This window comes from uncultured Thiothrix sp. (genome assembly GCF_937876535.1).
Classification (GTDB): domain Bacteria; phylum Pseudomonadota; class Gammaproteobacteria; order Thiotrichales; family Thiotrichaceae; genus Thiolinea.
Genome location: NZ_CALFHZ010000009.1, coordinates 50,870 through 69,850 on the forward strand (window position 1 = coordinate 50,870; position 18,981 = coordinate 69,850).

The 18,981-nt window shown below is 45.5% G+C and carries 16 protein-coding genes; 13 read left to right on the forward strand and 3 right to left on the reverse strand.

What is annotated here, in order from left to right; all coding sequences use genetic code 11:
- Positions 1–24: 24 nt before the first annotated feature.
- On the reverse strand, positions 25–987 hold the full coding sequence (locus Q0230_RS05745) for a D-2-hydroxyacid dehydrogenase (RefSeq protein WP_298608890.1): 963 nt from the start codon (positions 985–987) through the stop codon (positions 25–27).
- 98 nt (positions 988–1,085) lie between these two features.
- Between Q0230_RS05745 and Q0230_RS05750 the strand changes: the two genes are divergently transcribed.
- Complete coding sequence (locus Q0230_RS05750; protein ID WP_298608891.1) at positions 1,086–2,330, forward strand: lytic murein transglycosylase; 1,245 nt, start codon at positions 1,086–1,088, stop codon at positions 2,328–2,330.
- Positions 2,331–2,352: 22 nt separating this feature from the next.
- Here Q0230_RS05750 and Q0230_RS05755 read toward each other — a convergent pair whose 3' ends face one another.
- The gene (locus Q0230_RS05755) at positions 2,353–3,534 is read right to left on the reverse strand and encodes an alanine--glyoxylate aminotransferase family protein (RefSeq protein ID WP_298608892.1); all 1,182 of its coding nucleotides are present in this window, start codon (positions 3,532–3,534) and stop codon (positions 2,353–2,355) included.
- 152 nt (positions 3,535–3,686) lie between these two features.
- Between Q0230_RS05755 and Q0230_RS05760 the strand changes: the two genes are divergently transcribed.
- Positions 3,687–4,703 (forward strand): quinone-dependent dihydroorotate dehydrogenase, encoded by a 1,017-nt coding sequence (locus Q0230_RS05760; RefSeq protein ID WP_298608893.1) that lies wholly within the window; start codon positions 3,687–3,689, stop codon positions 4,701–4,703.
- A 28-nt stretch (positions 4,704–4,731) separates the two neighbouring features.
- Here the strand turns inward: Q0230_RS05760 and Q0230_RS05765 are convergent, their stop codons facing one another.
- Complete coding sequence (locus Q0230_RS05765; protein ID WP_298608894.1) at positions 4,732–5,526, reverse strand: hypothetical protein; 795 nt, start codon at positions 5,524–5,526, stop codon at positions 4,732–4,734.
- 460 nt (positions 5,527–5,986) lie between these two features.
- Between Q0230_RS05765 and Q0230_RS05770 the strand changes: the two genes are divergently transcribed.
- The 11 genes from Q0230_RS05770 (at position 5,987) to Q0230_RS05820 (ending at position 18,895) form a co-directional block, all read left to right on the forward strand.
- Positions 5,987–6,970: a carbohydrate porin gene (locus Q0230_RS05770; RefSeq protein ID WP_298608895.1), complete on the forward strand. Its 984-nt coding sequence runs from the start codon at positions 5,987–5,989 to the stop codon at positions 6,968–6,970.
- 20 nt (positions 6,971–6,990) lie between these two features.
- Complete coding sequence (locus tag Q0230_RS05775) at positions 6,991–7,935, forward strand: carbohydrate kinase (RefSeq protein ID WP_298608896.1); 945 nt, start codon at positions 6,991–6,993, stop codon at positions 7,933–7,935.
- A 46-nt stretch (positions 7,936–7,981) separates the two neighbouring features.
- Complete coding sequence (gene zwf, locus Q0230_RS05780; RefSeq protein WP_298608897.1) at positions 7,982–9,457, forward strand: glucose-6-phosphate dehydrogenase; 1,476 nt, start codon at positions 7,982–7,984, stop codon at positions 9,455–9,457.
- The gene (pgl, locus tag Q0230_RS05785; protein WP_298608898.1) at positions 9,454–10,152 is read left to right on the forward strand and encodes a 6-phosphogluconolactonase; all 699 of its coding nucleotides are present in this window, start codon (positions 9,454–9,456) and stop codon (positions 10,150–10,152) included. The genes zwf and pgl overlap by 4 nt, the downstream gene beginning before the upstream one ends.
- Positions 10,153–10,172: 20 nt before the next feature.
- The gene (gene edd, locus Q0230_RS05790; RefSeq protein WP_298608899.1) at positions 10,173–11,999 is read left to right on the forward strand and encodes a phosphogluconate dehydratase; all 1,827 of its coding nucleotides are present in this window, start codon (positions 10,173–10,175) and stop codon (positions 11,997–11,999) included.
- 4 nt (positions 12,000–12,003) lie between these two features.
- Positions 12,004–13,650, forward strand: a complete 1,647-nt coding sequence (pgi, locus tag Q0230_RS05795) for a glucose-6-phosphate isomerase (protein WP_298608900.1) — start codon at positions 12,004–12,006, stop codon at positions 13,648–13,650.
- A 12-nt stretch (positions 13,651–13,662) separates the two neighbouring features.
- Positions 13,663–14,289, forward strand: coding sequence for a bifunctional 4-hydroxy-2-oxoglutarate aldolase/2-dehydro-3-deoxy-phosphogluconate aldolase (gene eda, locus Q0230_RS05800; protein ID WP_298608901.1), 627 nt, complete (start codon positions 13,663–13,665; stop codon positions 14,287–14,289).
- Between the two features lie 74 nt (positions 14,290–14,363).
- Positions 14,364–14,828, forward strand: a complete 465-nt coding sequence (locus tag Q0230_RS05805; RefSeq protein ID WP_298608902.1) for a methylglyoxal synthase — start codon at positions 14,364–14,366, stop codon at positions 14,826–14,828.
- 42 nt (positions 14,829–14,870) lie between these two features.
- A complete protein-coding gene (gene pyk, locus Q0230_RS05810) occupies positions 14,871–16,322 on the forward strand; it encodes a pyruvate kinase (RefSeq protein WP_298608903.1) in 1,452 nt (483 codons plus the stop codon).
- Positions 16,323–16,421: 99 nt separating this feature from the next.
- Positions 16,422–17,717 carry a glucose-1-phosphate adenylyltransferase gene (glgC, locus tag Q0230_RS05815; protein ID WP_298609012.1) on the forward strand — a complete coding sequence of 432 codons (1,296 nt, stop codon included), beginning with the start codon at positions 16,422–16,424 and terminating at the stop codon, positions 17,715–17,717.
- A gap of 2 nt (positions 17,718–17,719) precedes the next feature.
- The gene (locus Q0230_RS05820) at positions 17,720–18,895 is read left to right on the forward strand and encodes an MFS transporter (RefSeq protein ID WP_298608904.1); all 1,176 of its coding nucleotides are present in this window, start codon (positions 17,720–17,722) and stop codon (positions 18,893–18,895) included.
- Positions 18,896–18,981 lie beyond the last annotated feature (86 nt).

The window sequence follows — 18,981 nt, forward strand, 5'->3', positions numbered from 1 at the left end:
TAAGTTAACGCGCTAATCGGTGGGTTAGTTGACTTGATTGAGCAACTGACCTTGTTGAAAACTGCTAATAACTTCAGCCAGTTGATCCACTAAAGTTTGCCTTGCCTTGTGACTGGCCCAAGCAATATGGGGCGTAATAATCAGGTTAGGTAAACTCTGTTGAAGTAGTGGATTAGCAGCCGTAGGTGGTTCAATGCTTAAAACATCTAAACCTGCACCCGCAATAGTACCGTTTTGTAAAGCAACTACTAAATCCGCTTCATGAATCAAACCACCGCGGGCAGTATTAATTAACAAAGCCGAGGGTTTCATCTGTTTTAAGCGCTCTGCGTTAATAAATGCTTTGGTCTGCTCGGTTAAGGGGCAATGCAAACTAATCACATCTGCTTGAGCGAATAACTCCTCCAAACTGACTCGATCAGGGCGTATGCGGCTGGCATCTGAGCGCTCAGCAATAATGACGTTCATACCAATGGCAGTAGCTAGTTCGGCAGTAGCTTGACCCAAAGCTCCATAGCCAATAATCCCCAAAGTTTTACCAGCGATTTCAGTGATAGGGTAGTCTAATAAGCAGAAATGTTTACTTTGCTGCCAAATACCTGTTTGCACGGCTTGGTGATAAGCAGGAATTTGCCGAGCCAAAGCAAAGATTAATCCGATACAGTGCTCAGCGACCGAGCGACTACCATAATTGCGTACATTACACACAGGAATGCCTAAATCACGTGCAGTTTCTAAATCAACATTGTTCGTGCCTGTTGCCGCTACACAAATAAGCTTAACTTGATCTTTAAGTGCTTGTAGGGTGGCTGCGTTAATGAGCACTTTATTGCTAATCACAATTTCAGCTTTACCAATATGCTCAAGCACGGTGCTAGGGTTGGTATCTTCCCATAAGGTCAGGGCTCCACAAGCTTGTTCTAATTGAGTTAAATCAAGGTCATGGCGGCTGGTGCTAGCAAAATCGAGAAAGACTATTTGTGGCATGAAAGGCTCCTAATCGGTGAATAAGTGTCAACAGTCGGTGCAGGCCTGCTTAAGTTTGTTTATGATAGCGCCTTAAATTGACGTCTTTGGTTTTAGGGATGGGTCGCAAGCTAGCGCGTACACTACAACTTGGTATTCTTTTTAGCGTAGTCTTGTTTGGATATACACTATTTTCTGATCAGGAGTTTGCCAAGTGGCAAACTAATTTTCGGCACTATGCGCAGCAACATGGGGTTAAAAACGCTACGTTAGATATGGCTTTTCGTGGTCTGCTCACTGATAAAAAAGTATTAAAACTAGATACTTATCAGCCAGAGTTTAGTCGACCTGTTTGGGAGTATCTGGATACGGCTGTCTCAGCTGAACGGGTGGAACAAGGTCGTTATGTTTTAAAGCAATATGCACCCCTTTTAAAAAAAATTAGTGAAACCTATCAAGTAGATATTGAGTATATCGTCGCTATTTGGGGGATGGAAAGTAGCTACGGTCAGCAGCTTGGTAATTATTCAGCGATTCGCTCGTTAGCGACCTTAGCTTATCAAGGTCGTGAAGATCGGCGTGATTTCTGGCGCACTCAATTAATTGCTGCTTTAAGAATCCTGCAAAGTGGTGATATGCCAGGCAATAATCTCCGTGGCTCTTGGGCGGGCGCGCTGGGACATACTCAATTTATTCCTAGCACTTTCGAAGAGTTTGCGGTTGATTTTGATGGCGATGGCAAGCGAGATGTACGCGCTAGTATTCCAGATGCTTTGGCTTCGACGGCAAATTATTTAGCGCAATCTGGTTGGCAGCGTGGACAACCTTGGGGGACAGAGGTCGTTCTGCCAGTTACTTTTGATTGGATGGAAACTGAGCCAGCCAATTGGCAAAGTCTGAATTATTGGAGTGCGCAAGGTGTCTATCGAGTGGATGGTACTGCTTTAGAAGACTCTCCCACGCTGCGAGCTGCAGTGATTATTCCTGCGGGTTATCGGGGGCCAGCTTTTTTAACTTACCCTAATTTTAATGTATTACTGAAATATAATAATGCGCTGAGTTATGCCTTGGCAGCGGGTTACTTAGCAGAGCGATTGAAAGGTGGTTTAGAAGTACAAGCCGCATGGCCACGTAATGAAGTTCCCTTAAGTCGTTTGGAAAAAGCAGAGTTACAAGAACGTTTAAGTGCTGTGGGTTACAGTACCGATGGGGTTGATGGCACGATTGGCCCAAATACACGCGCTGCTTTGCGCCGTTGGCAGGCGGATACGGGTTTTCCAGCCGATGGTTATGCCACCATGGAGCATTTAAAACTTTTACGTGAACAAACGGCTTTACCCAAAACCTTGGAAGCAGGCAGCTAATGTAGCCACCTGCTCAGTTAACTTAAAACTTATAAAAATCTTGTGCTGCTCTGACAGCAACGCCCGATTCAATTGGGGCTTGCATAGAGCTGAGGACTGCATCCAAAGCGCCTAAACAAGTCAAGACGTTTTGGGTATTACAGGCATGACCCATTAAACCAATCCGCCATACTTTACCTGCTAAAGCACCTAAGCCCGCGCCGATTTCTATGCTGTATTCATTTAACAGGCGTGTACGCACCGCTGCTTCATCCACACCTTCAGGCACTGTAATCAGATTCAGCTGAGGCAGGCGATAGTTTTCTTCCACCACAAAGCGAATGCCCATTGCTTCTAAACCGGCTTTTAAGGCTTGATGATGGTGATAATGGCGTGCCCACGCATGTTCTAAGCCTTCTTCTTGCACCATCACCAACGCTTCATGCAAAGCATAGAGTGTATTCACAGGGGCAGTGTGATGATAGGCGCGCTTAGTACCGCCACCCCAATAGCCCATAATCAGGCTCATATCTAAGAACCAGCTTTGGATTTTGGTTTTGCGACTTTTAATCACCTCAACAGCGCGACTGCCAAAGCTTACAGGAGATAAACCGGGTACACAGGACATGCATTTTTGCGTACCAGAATAAATCGCATCAATGCCCCAAGCATCGACTCTTAATTCACAGCCAGTTAAAGAGGTTACCGCATCTACTATCACTAAACAGCCATATTGATGAGCCAACTCAGTTAAGAGCTTGGCATCTGAGCGTACACCTGTAGAAGTTTCTGCATGGACAAAAGCAAGAATTTTGGTGTCTGGGTTAGCTTTTAGGGCGGCTTCAACTTTATTAGGATCGACTGGCTTACCCCAATCATCCATGACCATCACCGCAGTACCACCAAAACGCTCGACATTTTCTTTCATGCGTCCACCAAATACACCATTTTGGCAAACGATGACTTTATCCCCCGGCTCAACTAAGTTGGCAAAGCAGGCTTCCATTCCGGCAGAACCAGGAGCAGAAACCGGCATAGTCAGTTCATTGTTAGTTTGTAGGGCATACTGCAGTAGGCTTTTGACTTCATCCATCATGCCAACAAATAAAGGGTCTAAATGCCCTAAAGTTGGGCGTGCCATCGCTTGTAAAACACGCGGGCTTACATCAGAAGGGCCTGGCCCCATTAAAATACGTTGCGGTGGGTAAAATGATGAATTTGCCATGCAATCCTCTCTGAATCTTTGAAAAATAGCGCCTCATTATGCCATAGCTTCAAGGGAGGCTTGCCATTGTTTTTCCACTCACGGGTTGTTGCTAAACAGCAGATTTAGCATAATCAGCGCTTTTGCATTTTTTAGCCTCCGAGGGCCTGTCTGTGTATAGCTTGCTGCGCGAATTACTCTTTCTCTTATCCCCTGAAATGTCTCATCATACTGCTTTAAGAGGCTTAAAATTAGCTTATCAATTAGGCCTGAATGGCAAAGCAGAAGCATTGGTTGGAACACCTGTTGACGTGATGGGTATTAAGTTTCCCAATCGCATCGGTTTAGCCGCAGGTTTGGATAAAAATGCAGAGTTTATTGATGCACTGGCTAGCTGCGGGTTTGGCTTTATCGAAGTCGGAACAGTGACTCCACGGCCACAGCCTGGTAATCCGCATCCCCGTCTATTTCGTTTGAAAGCAGCCAAGGCTATTATCAATCGAATGGGCTTCAATAATCATGGTTTAGAGTATTTATTAGGTCAGGTTAGTAAAGCCCAATATCAAGGCATTCTTGGTATTAATATTGGGAAAAACTTTGATACCGCAGTAGAACGTGCAGTCGATGATTATTTGATAGGTTTGCGCAAGGTTTATGCATATGCACATTATATCACCATCAATATTTCCTCTCCTAACACCCCCGGTTTGCGTAGTCTTCAGTATGGAGAAGACTTAAGGCGTCTATTGACAGCTTTAAAACAAGAACAAATCTTATTAGCTGAAGAACATGGTCGTTATGTACCCTTGGCAGTGAAGGTAGCACCAGATCTAAGCCCAGAGGAAATTGCAGGTATTGCTGAAGTCTTACTGGATTGTGAGATGGATGGTTTGATTGCTACGAATACAACTTTGGATAAATCGGCGGTTGCACAATTAGAGCATGGCGCAGAGCAGGGCGGCTTGAGTGGTCAGCCGTTAACAGAACACTCGACTGAGGTCATTCGCTTATTTCACCAACATTTAGGGAATCGGATTCCAATCATGGGTGTGGGTGGGATTATGAGTGCCCAAGACGCTGTGGCTAAGTTGCAAGCGGGCGCAGTTTTAGTGCAAATCTATACAGGTTTTATTTATTCAGGGCCGCAATTGATTAAAGATTGCGTGAAAGCTAGCAATCAAGCCTACTAAATTTAAGTAGGCTTGAGCTAAAAACTGATTAGTTAGTTTTCGCAGGCGCTGGGGCAGTAGTTTCAGTTGTTGGTGCTGCTTGAGTTGGCGCTGCTGGAGCAGGAGTCATAGGCGGGACTGGAGTTGCTGCAGCTTTGCTTTGAGCTTCCAGCATTTTGCGCTGCTCCTCCATTTGCTGCTTCATATAGGCTTCAGCCTGTGCACGTTGTGCCGCCATTTGCTGCTGAATTTGGGCAAAGTTAGGATTTTGCATCATGGGCATGGATGGTTGCATTCCATAGGGTGCATACATTTGCGGCATCATCGGCATATAGGGTTGTTGCATGCCGTAGGGAGCATACATTTGTGGCATCATTTGCATCTGTGGCATAGCAGTTTGTGGGTACGGATAATAATTACCCCAAGCTGGCATTCCGCCCCAAGGGTTATAACCACTGCCAGAAGTAGCACTATTGCTATAACCATTTAAGTTGTTATAGCCTAAACCATAGCCAGTACCTTGACCGTTGAAATTACCATTAGTAGTACCATTACCACGGCCGACTACGTCGGACGCCATATCTGTATTACCTTTGCCTTTAAAGTTAATAGAGAAATCAACTTCGCCGTCACCTGTACCTTTGCCTGTACCCCAACCATCTAAGTTGCCTTTGCTAGTGCCATAACCAGTGCCTTGACCAGTGGTATAACCTTGACCTTGGCCTGCACCTTGGGCATTACCTGCACCTGTGCCATTATCAAAACCATTGAAAAAATCAGTAGCAGATGCAGTCGTGGCAGCTGCAAAAATAGTCATAGCCAATGTCATTTTTGTAAATTTCATGAACAGATACCTCTAGCAGAAATGTGTCGATACACAAGTCATCAAAATCGAATAGAAAATTAAATATAAGAAAATATTAATATTCTAATCCTTCAAAAGCAAGCAAAACTTTCAACTAGAGTATCTAAAAACATTGGTATGGTATTTGCTTTAGTACTTTGCATAAGCAGGTATTTCACAGTAGTTATTTTTAATAAATCAATTTGAATTAATTATTGACAGCTTTCATCGAAGCCTTTAACCTAAGTCCATTAATTTTTTATTAATGATACGGTTAGTGCTAAGCGTTCTTAAGTTGACAAGCATGCGAGTTTACGAGATTATTTTTTTCGGATCTTGAAAAAATTAATGACTTAATGTGGGATAAGTTTTAATAAACTGCTAGTGTTTTGTGCTTCAAAGCGCTTTGGTAGTGTGTTTTAATAACCGTGTTTTTGATTGAATAGCGAAGGTAAATGCAATGAAAACCAAATTGAAATTGAGCGTTGCTTGTGGGATAGCAGCTTTATTAGTCGGCTTTAATGTTCAAGCAGAAGAGAAAACTTTCAGCATTGGTGGGGATGTTGAGCTTGATCTGACCGCAAAAGATACAGATGCTAGTGGCAGTAGTTATTATAATGGTGGCCGCGTTAAGTTAAATGCGACTGGTGAAATGAAAGGCGAAAATGGCAGCTTTGTTAAAGGTGTTGCTCAGCCTTTAGTGCCCTTCAAAGGCGACGCTTTAGGTTATGATGATGTTTATTTGCAATTTGGTCGTCCAGCTTGGGACGTGCAAATTGGTCGTTTTGAAGGGCTAGACTTATTCCCAGCAGGTAAAGATACAGTGGTTGAGCATGCTGCTGGTATGTCTCACTATGGTACTAATGATAGCCGTGGTCGTAAGAGCAACGTTATTCATACAGCTCTGCATTTAAAACCCAATGATGCGACTACTTTTGAACTGGGTGTCATGGGCACTAAGAACACTAGTGATTATGATAAGTTCACGGCAATTCGCCCAGCTATTAGCTACAAAGCAGGTATGGCTACCCTGCGTGCAGGCATAGAAAGTGTAAAAAGTGATGAAGCTGGTGATGCTGCAAAAGAAGTTTCACATACTGGCTTTGGCTTGAGTGGTGGCTTTGATTTAGCTGGTGGTTCTTTAAATGTGAACTTAGCTAAGAAAAATTATAAAAAAGATGCGGGTGCTGATAAAACCACTTACGGTGTGAACTATACCCAAGGTCCTTGGGGTGTAGGTTACATTGGTGCTAAAGAAGACTATTCCTCAATTGATGCCAAGTTAAATACTTTCTATGCAGCTTATAGTATCCCATTAATGGGACTAAAAGATGCAACAGTAACCTTCGCAGCCAGTACTTCTAAAGCGACTGACGTGGGTGGTACAAAAGGTAACGATGATAACGTTAACGCATTCCGTACACGCTTTAACTACGCATTTTAATTAAAGCTAGGGAAGCCATCATGTTTGTTGTCTGTGGAGAAGCACTATTCGATGTTTTTACAGCAGAAGTTGTGGATCAAGCAGCTTTTGAAGTACCGCTTAGTGCACGTGTAGGTGGTTCACCGCTGAATGTAGCAGTGGGTCTAGCACGCTTAGGCTGTCCGGTTGCCATGTTGACAGGACTTTCTACAGACTTCTTAGGTGAAAGGCTCTTAGCAAGTTTGCAATCAGAAGGGGTTAAAACTCATCTGATTGCACGCAAGCAAGCACCTACTACTTTAGGCTTCGTCCAGCAGGATGCTGCGGGCGTACCTAGTTATGCTTTTTACGGTAACGGCGCGGCGGATCGTTTGTTAACTTTAGACGACGTTAATGTTGATCTAGAGGGGACAGCGGTTATTCACTTCGGTTCCTATTCCATCGTTGCACAGCCGACTGCCGATTCGTACTTTGCGCTTGCCCAGCAACATTCGGGCAAGCGCCTTCTTTCCTTAGATCCTAATGTGCGCTTGAATGTTGAGCCACGTTTGGCGATTTGGAAACAACGCATTGCTGAGCTTTTACCTTTATTTGACATAGTAAAAGTAAGCGATGAGGACTTGCATTTGCTTTATCCCGAACAGCAGCCTGAAGCGATTGTGGAAAGTTGGTTACAACAAGGCCCACAGTTAGTTGCCTTGACGCGCGGGGGCAAGGGTGCTTCTTTGTGGAGTCATCATGGGCAGGTTGATGTGCCTGGGCAAGCCGTGCAGGTGATTGATACGGTGGGTGCAGGTGATACTTTCCAAGCATCCTTATTAGATGCTGTTGTCAGTTTAAAAAATTCTACGGCTGTTTGGTCTGAACAGCTTAACAACGAAACTTTATTTAAGATTGGTCACACCGCTACCGTAGCGGCTGCGATTACTTGCTCGCGACGTGGTGCCAATTTGCCGACTCGTGCAGAGATTCAAGCTGCACTCTAATAACAAATAAAATTGTTAAAACAACCACCAAGGAAATCCAGTATTCATGAGCAGCACGGTTATTCCTGTTGATCCTTTTGATCTTGTCATTTTTGGCGGTACTGGCGATTTGGCGATGCGCAAATTATTGCCTGCTTTATTTCGACGCGATGCCGATGGACAAATTCCGGCTGCCGCTCGAATTCTAGGTTTAGCGCGTACCGATCAAGACACGGAAGCTTTCAAACTTGAAGCTCGAGAAGCTTTACAACAACATGTCGCTGCTGAAGAGTTAAGTGCAGAGGCCGTTGAACGCTTTATTAAGCGCTTAAGCTATTTACATATTGATGTCACCGATTCCAGTGCTTGGGGTGATTTAGTTAGTTATCTAAATGAACGTCCTGAGCATATTCGCGTTTACTATTTAGCCGTTGGCCCAGCTCTATTCGGCACGATTGCGCAAGGTCTAGCCAATGTCGGTTTAGCTACAGTTAAAGCACGCTTGGTAGTGGAAAAACCCTTAGGCCATGATTTAGAAAGTGCGATTGAACTCAATCAAGCCATTAGTAGCGTTTTTAATGAAAAATCAGTTTACCGGATTGATCATTATCTTGGTAAAGAGACCGTCCAAAACTTAATGGCGCTGCGTTTTGCTAATGCATTGTTTGAGCCTTTATGGAATGCGAACCGCATTGATCATGTACAAATTACTGCTGCTGAGTCTTTAGGTGTTGGGAGTCGGGGTGGGTATTATGATACTGCCGGTGCTATCCGCGATATGGTGCAAAACCACTTAATTCAGCTGCTTTGTCTATTAGCAATGGAACCGCCGTATAAATTTGATGCAGACGCTTTGCGTGATGAAAAGCTCAAAGTCTTGCGCTCCTTAAGACCTTTAACTGGGCGTGCTGTATTAAGTAGTACAGTACGTGGGCAGTATATGGGGCATGAGGCAGATGCTGAATCTTATTTAAAAGACGTGGGTAATCCTGATAGCAGAACGGAATCTTATATCGCGATTAAAGCGAAAATTGATAACTGGCGTTGGTCAGGTGTACCTTTCTACTTACGCACCGGTAAAAAGTTACGGGCGCAAATGACCGAAATTGCCGTAGTTTTCAAAGAGCCTGCACATTCAGTCTTTGGTGATTTAGAAACCCCCATCATGCCGAATGTTTTGACAATTCGCTTGCAGCCGGATGAAGGTTTGCAATTGCATATTATGACCAAAGATCCAGGTCCGGGTGGTTTCCGTCTACGGGATATTCCTTTAGATATGAGCTTTGCTGAAGGGCGTGAAGGTAGCTGGCGGATGCCAGATGCTTATGAACGCTTGATCATGGATGTAGTGCGTGGTAATCAAACCTTATTCATGCGTGGTGATGAAGTCGAGGCGGCTTGGCGCTGGATTGACCCCATTATTGATGCTTGGGAAGCCTCTGGTCTGAAGCCGGAAGCTTATGACCCAGGTAGTCGTGGCCCGATTGCAGCGGTAGAAATGATGGCGCGCGATGGGCGACGTTGGCGAGAAATTGAGGCATGAACTTAATTAGCTATCCTGATCGCGCTGTGCAAGCTGAGCAATTAGCTCAGCTTGTCGCTGATGAATTACAGCTTGCTATTCAAACTAAGGCTAAAGCCACGGCTGCATTTGCTGGTGGCACTACGCCAGTACTTTTTTTTAAAGCACTAGCTAAGCAGTCAGTCGATTGGTCAAAAGTTGTGTTTACTTTAACCGATGAACGCCAAGTAGAGCCTACAAATGAGCGTTCAAATGCTCGTTTATTGCAAACCAATCTATTGGCTAGTTTAGAACCCGCTGCAAGCTTTCAAGCCTTATACCAGTTTGGGCAAACTAAAGCGGACTTAGCTAAATTAGCAGGGAAGCTGCAGGACGAGTTTTTACCTTTAGACTCAGTGGTATTGGGGATGGGCAATGATGGACATTTTGCCTCTTTATTCCCACAAGCCGCGAATTTAGACTGGGGTTTAGATCCCAAAAACTCCGAGGTTTTATTAGAAATACAAGCGCCTGATTTACCAGAAGCGCGCATTTCTTTTAGCTTGGCAGCTTTATTGCAAGCTAAGCACTTACATTTACTGATTACTGGCGCTGATAAACACCAATTACTAGAACAAGCGCAGGCCAATCTTGCTGCCAGCCAGCCACGTCAGTGGCCAATTGAGGCTTTATTACAGCAAGCTGGTGATAAATTGATGATTCACTATGCACCTTAAAGGTGTAGGTCGAGAATATTATGAATACCACAGTTCACCCAGTCATCGCCGAGGTGACAACTCGGATTGAGCAACGCAGTCAACAGACACGTAATCTCTACTTAGCTCGCATGCAACAAGCCGCAGTGCGCGATAATCGGCATAATCTGGCGTGCGGTAACTTAGCTCATGCGGTTGCTGCTAGTCCAAGCGCGGATAAGTTTAAAATTGTAGCGAGCAAAGCGCCCAATCTTGGGATTGTGACCGCTTACAATGATATGTTATCGGCGCATCAGCCCTTTGAAACCTATCCAACTTTAATTAAACAAGTTGCCCGCTCAGTCGGTGCTACCGCTCAAGTAGCCGGTGGTGTACCTGCGATGTGTGATGGGGTCACTCAAGGCCAGCCGGGTATGGAGTTATCCCTATTTTCGCGCGATGTAATTGCGATGGCGGCTGGTATTGCACTCAGCCACAACTTATTCGATGCGGCTGCTTTTTTAGGGGTGTGCGATAAAATTGTTCCGGGCTTAGTGATTGCTGCGGCTACTTTTGGTTATTTACCTTGTGTTTTCTTACCTGCAGGCCCGATGGTTTCAGGTATTTCGAATGACCAAAAAGCTAAAGTGCGCCAGCAATATGCAGCCGGTCAAGTAGGCCGTGCTGAGCTATTAGAAGCTGAAATGCAGTCTTATCATAATGTGGGTACTTGTACGTTCTACGGTACAGCGAATAGTAACCAGATGCTCATGGAGTTTATGGGGCTGCAATTGCCGGGTAGTAGTTTTGTTAATCCTAATACCCCACTACGTGATGCGTTAACCGTGGCGGGAACTGAGCAAGTTCTGAAGCTGACCGCAGAGGCAGGTAATTACACACCAGCCTGTGAGGTCTTATCCGCGAAGGCTTTCGTGAATGGAATTGTGGGTTTGAATGCTACCGGTGGTTCCACCAATCTAGTCTTACATTTGATTGCAATGGCACGTGCTGCTGGTTTAATCGTGCACTTAGAAGATTTTTCTGCTTTGTCAGCAGTTACGCCCTTAATGGCACGAGTCTATCCAAATGGCTCGGCCGATGTTAACCATTTCCATGCTGCTGGTGGCTTGCAATTCGTGATTCGCGAATTGCTGGCTGCCGGTCTTTTACATGAGGATGTGCATACTGTGGCTGGCTTTGGTCTGCATCATTACACGCAAGAAGCCAAGTTGAATGAACAAGGTAAAGCCATGTGGGTTGAGGGTGCAGTAACTAGTCATGATACCGACATTTTGCGCCCCTACACTGAGGCTTTCCAAGCCGCCGGTGGTTTAGTCAGTTTAACAGGGAATCTTGGTGAGGCAGTGATTAAAGTGTCTGCCGTAAAGCCCGAACGCCGTATTATCGAAGCGCCTGCCAAAGTCTTCCATGACCAAGAGGAAGTGAAAGCTGCTTTTAAAGCAGGTGAGCTAACTGGCGATTTTGTCTGTGTCGTGCGCTTCCAAGGACCAAAAGCCAATGGCATGCCTGAATTACATAGTCTCACGCCAGTTTTAGGTGTTCTACAAGATCGTGGGCAACAAGTGGCTTTAGTTACTGATGGGCGCATGTCCGGTGCGAGTGGCAAAGTTCCTGCCGCGATTCATTTAAGCCCAGAAGCTGTGGATGGTGGCGCGATTGCTAAAATCCGTGATGGGGATTTAATCCGTTTAGATGCAGAAACTGGTGAATTAAACGTATTGGTGGCTGATTTCGATAGTCGAACCAATGTAGCTGCGAATTTAGCAGCGAATGAGGCTGGTTTAGGGCGCGAATTGTTCCAAGTCTTCCGCCAAGCAGTCGGGCCTGCTTCCAGTGGCGCCAGCTCCTTATTCGCTGCTGGAGTATAAATTGATGAAAGCAAATCTTACTAAGGATTGGCAAGCCTTAGAAATGCATGCGGAGCGCTTGAGGGTGCAACATTTGCGCGAGTTATTTGCGAATGACCCACAGCGTTTCGAGAGCTTGGCCTTTAGTCTGAATGATTTACTGATCGATTTTTCTAAAGAAAAGATCGATAGCTTCGCCCTGAATGCTTTAGTGCAGCTTGCGACTGATGCCCAAGTAGAAGCGCGGCGGGATGCGATGGTACAGGGTGATAAAATTAATAGTACCGAACAGCGTGCCGTTCTCCACATGGCTTTACGTGAGGGTATTCCAGCCGGTGTAAGCGTTGATGGTCAAGATGTGCTAGCGGATGTTGCTGAAGTCCGGGAGCGTTTTCTAAATTTTGCAGAAGATGTCCGGACAGGTACTTATAAAACCTTATCAGGTCAAGCTTTTACTGATGTGGTGAATATTGGGATTGGTGGTTCGGATTTAGGTCCAGTGATGGTGACCACCTCCTTAGCGCCTTGGCATGATGGTCCGCGTTTACACTTTGTTTCCAATGTAGATGGTGCGCATATTGTTGATACCCTCACGCCCCTTAATCCGGCGACTACTTTAGTGATTGTTGCTTCTAAAACCTTCACCACTGCGGAAACCATGCTGAATTTCAGTACCGCTTTAACTTGGTTAAAGGCCACTTTAGGCGAACAAGCAGGTCAACATGTGGCTGCAGTTTCAACTAATTTAGCGGCAACGCGTACTTACGGGATTGATGATTCGCGGGTATTTGGGTTTTGGGATTGGGTTGGTGGACGCTATTCAGTCTGGTCAGCGATTGGTTTACCCGTAGCGATTGCTGTCGGTAAACAAGCCTTTACTGAGTTTTTAGCGGGTGCCAAGGCGATGGATGAGCATTTTCGCTCAGCGCCTTTGAGTACAAATTTGCCGGTACTGTTTGCTTTAGTTGGGGTTTGGCGGCGTAATTTTTTGAAATATCCCACGGTTGCGTTGATTCCCTATGATCAGCATTTAGCCCGTTTCCCAGCTTATGTGCAGCAGCTAGATATGGAATCGAATGGTAAGCGAGTGCAAATGGATGGAAGCCCAATTCAAAGCTCAACAGGAGCGGTTATCTGGGGCGAAGCGGGGACTAATGCACAACATTCGTTTTTCCAACTAATTCATCAGGGTAGTGATGTCACACCAGTAGATTTTCTTGTAGCCGCTAATCCAAGTAGCCAGAGTGAGTTTGGTGATGTGCAACGACATCATGAAACTTTACTCACGAATGTTTTAGCCCAAGCCCAAGCTTTAGCCTTTGGGCGTGATGCACACGCCGTCCGTTTGGATATGCAAGCAGCAGGTTTATCAGTGGAAAAGATTGAGCAATTAGTACCACATCGTACTTTCCCTGGTGATCGGCCTTCGACTTCGATTATCTATCGTCAACTCAATCCACATACTTTAGGCCGTTTAGTCGCATTATTTGAACATAAAGTATTTGTGCAAGGGGTAATTTGGGGTGTTAACTCCTATGACCAATGGGGCGTGGAGTTAGGTAAAAAATTGGCTACAGCCTTAGCGCCTGCTTTGCAGGAGCGTACCGTACCTGCTGATGTGGATGCATCGACCGCTGGGCTTTTAACACATATTCACGCACTGCGTGCCTAAAGAGGATTAGCAATGTTTTCATTAAGAGACATGTGTCAGCAGGTCGCAGTCATTCCAGTATTAGTCGTGAAAGAAACCTCACAGGCTAAACCTTTAGCAGCAGCTCTAGTAGCGGGTGGATTAAAGGTGCTGGAGGTGACTTTACGCACACCGGCTGCTTTAGAAGTGATTCGTTTAATGAGTGAAGTGCCAGGTAGCCAAGTGGGGGCAGGGACTGTACTAACCTTAGCTGATGTGAAAGCAGCAAAAGCAGCCGGTGCTCAATTTGCGGTATCTCCGGGGGCAACGGCTGATTTAGTCAAAGCGGCTGCAGATGAAGGTTTACCTTTATTGCCAGGTGCTTCGACGGCCTCTGAAGTGATGCGCTTGATGGAGCTGGGTTTAGATACCTTAAAGTTCTTCCCTGCTGAAGCAGCAGGTGGGGTGCCAATGTTAAAGTCTTTATATGGCCCATTGCCTAAAGTGCTGTTTTGTCCTACTGGCGGCATTACAGAAAAAACGGCCGCTAATTATTTAGCACTACCGAATGTGATGTGTGTGGGTGGGTCTTGGGTAACACCCGATAATCTACTACAAGCGGGTGATTGGCAGGCGATACAGGCTTTAGCGCAAGCAGCACAAGCTTTGAAAAAGCCTTAAAAAGTGTAAACCACGCTGTTGAATCCATAATTCAGCCTTGTTCATTCAACAAGGCTCTGCAGGAGGGCAGGCAGATGCCAAACTTAGCCATTGCGATGATTGCTCATGATCGGACTAAACCCGATTTAGTGGCTTGGGTGGGGAGAAACCTGGCGCATCTGCAAGGACGCTTGATTTATGCGACTGGCACAACAGGGCGTTTATTGCAACAGGCCTATCCTGAACTCACGATTCACCCCTTGAAAAGTGGCCCCTTAGGTGGTGATCAACAAGTAGGTGCTTTGATCGCTGAGGGTAAAATTGCTTGTGTTATCTTCTTGCAAGACCCAATGACCCCGCAGCCGCATGATGTGGATGTAAAAGCCCTCGTCCGCTTAGCTACGCTTTACGAAATTCCTTTGGCTTGTAATCAAAGTACCGCAGATTATTTGGTTTCTAGCCGCTATTTTACTCAACCTGAATTAGCGCCAGATATTCTCTCGATTGAGGAGCGCTATGAAGCTTATCTGCAGCGTTTAAATGCCAGTTTGGCTAACTGAAGCTTCAATTATTCACCGCATTGATCATGGAATAACAAACAAATGAATAGTCCTTTTAAATTAGACAGGCGCACCAAGATAGTGGCTACCCTAGGCCCCGCTTCGAATGATGAAACGGTATTACGCAAATTGGTTGAAGCGGGCGTGAATGTCTTCCGCCTCAACTTCAGTCATGGTAGCCATGAAGATCAACGTGCCCGCTTCAATCTGATTCGCTCAATGGAGGCTGAGTTTGATCGTCCGATTGGCATTCTGATGGATCTCCAAGGACCAAAATTACGTATTGGCACTTTCGCAGAAGGCAAAATCACTTTAAAAAAAGGCGATACTTTTAATCTGTATTTAGAAAAGCGTGTAGGTGATCAAGACGGTGTAAGCCTGCCGCATAGAGAAATTTTTGATGTACTGGAAGCAGGACATGAATTACTGGTTGATGACGGTAAAGTCCGCTTAAAAGTAACTCAAGCTTCGCCATTAGTGGCGGTAACGACCGTAGTGGTCGGTGGCGTTATTTCTGACCGGAAAGGCGTCAATGTTCCTGATAAACAATTACCGATTAGTGCCTTAACTGAAAAGGATCGTGCGGATTTAGCCTTTGGTTTAGAACTAGGGGTCGATTGGGTGGCTCTGTCTTTCGTGCAGCGCCCTGAGGATATTATGGAGGCACGTAATTTGGTGAATGGCCGTGCCGGTGTGTTAGCCAAATTAGAAAAACCTTCTGCTTTAGATCAATTGCATCGGATTATTGAGTTAGCGGATGCAGTGATGGTGGCACGTGGTGATTTAGGTGTTGAGTTACCACCGGAGCGTGTACCGGCGATTCAAAAGCGGATTGTGGAAACCGCACGTTCTTTAGGGCGTCCCGTCATTGTGGCGACGCAGATGCTAGAATCTATGATTAATTCACCAGTGCCGACCCGTGCTGAAGCCTCAGATGTGGCGACTGCAATTTATGATGGTGCTGATGCAGTAATGTTGTCAGCAGAAACCGCAGCGGGTCAGTATCCAATCGAAGCTGTGGAAGTGATGGGGCGGATTATTGCTGAAACTGAGCGCGATGTACGTAGCAATCATGCCCTGAAAACTTATCCACTAGAAGGTGAGCCAACCGATGCAGATGCGATTGCACGGGCTGCTTCAGATATTGCTACAGCACGGCGTTGTGTCGCGATTGTGACCTTTAGTAGTACGGGATCAACCACGTTACGCGCAGCACGTGCCCGTGGTTTGGTGCCTATCTTGGGGTCTACGCCTTCACACCATGTTGCCCGCAAGCTCACCTTGGTCTGGGGGGTGTATGCAGTGCAAACCCGTGATGTGGTGTCGCTCTCGGATATGGTGGGAAAAGCAGCACGGATGGTGCAGCGTAAAGGTTTTGCAGTTTTAGGGGATCGCATTGTGGTGACAGCGGGGGTTCCCTTTGGTCAACCCGGCTCAACCAATGTCATTCGCCTTGTTGAAGTTACCAAAGAGTATGATAAGCCCAGTGCCTAGAAGGCGGCCACAAGCCTTTAACAGTGGGGGCTGCCAAGTTTCACACCAGAGGAGGTTAGCATGAGTAATACACATAATAATCCAGATAATTCAGGCCGGATGGACTTTTCTCGTCCGAATTTGGCTCGGGAGTTAAGCCGTAACACTTTAGCTTTAGTGTTGGCAGGTGGTGAGGGGTCACGTTTAAAGAATCTGACACAACGCCGCGCTAAACCGGCTGTGCCGTTTGGCGGTAAATACCGCATTATTGATTTTGCTTTATCGAATTGCGTCAACTCGGGGATTCGCCGGATTGGTGTTCTAACACAATACAAATCCGATTCTTTGATTCGCCATATGCAGCGTGCATGGAATTTTATGCGGGCTGAAATTGGTGAGTTCGTAGAAATTCTGCCTGCCCAACAGCGCACTGAGAAAAAAGAGTGGTATCAAGGCACGGCGGATGCGCTCTATCAGAACTTGGATATTTTACATCGGCATGATCCGGAATATGTCATCGTCTTAGGCGGTGATCATATTTATAAAATGGATTACTCCGATATGCTGGTGAAACATGTGCTATCAGGGGCTGATTTCACGGTCGGTTGTATCGAAGTTCCTGTAGAAGAAGCAACTGCTTTTGGTGTGATGTCCGTAGATGAGAACATGCGCATCACTAAGTTCTCTGAAAAGCCTAAACAACCAGAACATATGCCGGGCAAACCGGGTATTGCGCTTGCGTCAATGGGTATTTATGTGTTCTCACGCGAGTTCCTATTTAGAACTTTAAGTGAGGATGCGCTCAGCGATGATTCTTCACACGATTTTGGTAAGGATATTATCCCTAATCATATTCATAGCGCGAAAGCACAAGCTTATGCCTTCCGCAATGAAGCAACCGGCGAGCCAGCTTACTGGCGTGATGTGGGTACGGTTTATTCCTATTGGAAGGCCAATATGGAGTTATGTGCGGTCGAGCCAGAGCTGAATTTATATGATCGTTTATGGCCTATTTGGACGTATCAGCCACAATATCCGCCTGCAAAATTCGTATTTGACGAAGATGGGCGTCGTGGTGAGGCGATTGATTCCCTAGTCTCTGCAGGTTGTATTTTGTCAGGCGCTCGTATGAAGCGTTCAGTGACTTTCTTTGCAGTGACGATTGGCAATAATTCTTTGGTGAAGGACAGTATTATTTTGCCAAAAGTGAGCATTGGAAATAATTGCCGACTCACTAAAGTGATTGTTGATAAAGGCTGTGTGATTCCAGATGGCACCGTGATTGGTGAGAATCTGGAGGAAGACAAAAAACGCTTTTATGTCACTGATGAGGGAATTGTCTTAGTGACGCTCGAAATGTTAGGGCAATCTTTAAGTAGTCGCGATAAAGAACATATCTGGCGGATGGATACTTAAGCTTGCAAAGCGTTGCCTTTTGGTTAGTCATTAGCGGTTTTTTTGCAGTAGGCCTTGTATTTGGCTCTTGGCAAGTGATGATGGCTGATTTGCAACGTGCGTTTAGTCTAAGCTCAGGCCAACTGGGCTTGACTTTGACTTTAGGTGTGGTGGGATCTTTTCCTGCCATGCTGTTGACAGGGCGCCTTGCTGACCGCTGGGGTGCTCGATATTTGATACTGGTAGGTATCTTCCTATCTGCTTTGGCATATGCTGCCTTTTATTGGATTAACAGCTATCCAGTTCTAGTTATCTCAGTTATCTGTTTCATGGCAGCATCTGGTGCTTTGGATGTAGGTATCAATGCTGCTGCGGTTAATTATGAGCAGAATACAGGCGATACACGTATGAGTTTCTTTCATGCTGGTTACAGTGGCATGGCTGCTATAGCCGCTTTAGTAACTGGGTTATTATTATTCCAAGGCATAAATTTTCGGTTAGTTTACTTACTTGTAGCAAGCCTGTTAATCGTTCTCGGTAGTATCTATGCCTTAAGTAAGCGCTTGGATTCAATCATCAGCTACCATCAACCAGATAGTACAGATTCGGCGAGTTCTAAAATGAGCCGATCGGAGTTATTTAGAACTCCGGTCTTACTATGGTTAGCTGCGATTACAGGTTTGACTGTTTTCTCTGAGGGTACCTTGGAAATGTGGTCAGCAGTTTATTTGCGTTTATCTTTAGACCTGCCCGTTATTATAGGTGCTGCAGGGCCGGCGATATTTCATTTGGCGATGATGATAGGACGGTTAGGTTCAGGCTGGATTGTTTTACATTGGCAACGCCGTTTAGTACTTCGAGTATCTGGAGTTATGGCTACCGTTGGGATCATTATTTCTGTTAGCACCGTATATCCGCCATTAATTTTAACAGGTTTTTTAGTTGCAGGCTTAGCGCTGGCTGCGGTGGTACCGATTGTACTTTCTTTAGCTGGTGATATTGCTCCCAAACAGGCAGGGCAAGTGATTTCAATGATTACCATTTTGGGTTATACCGGCTTTTTATTAGGTCCTTCCTTAATTGGCAATCTGGCTGATTTAGTGGGGTTACGTTTGGCTTTATTAGCTCTAGGTGTAGCAGGTATTGGTGTGGTGTTCATGAGTTTTAAAATTCAGCACCCTGTTTTAGACCACCCTTAGATCTAAGCGAGCTTAGACTTAAAAATACGCTGCTAACCCGCATTCCACGTGAGTTTCACTGGTGTATTTTGTCCTTTTCTAAGCAT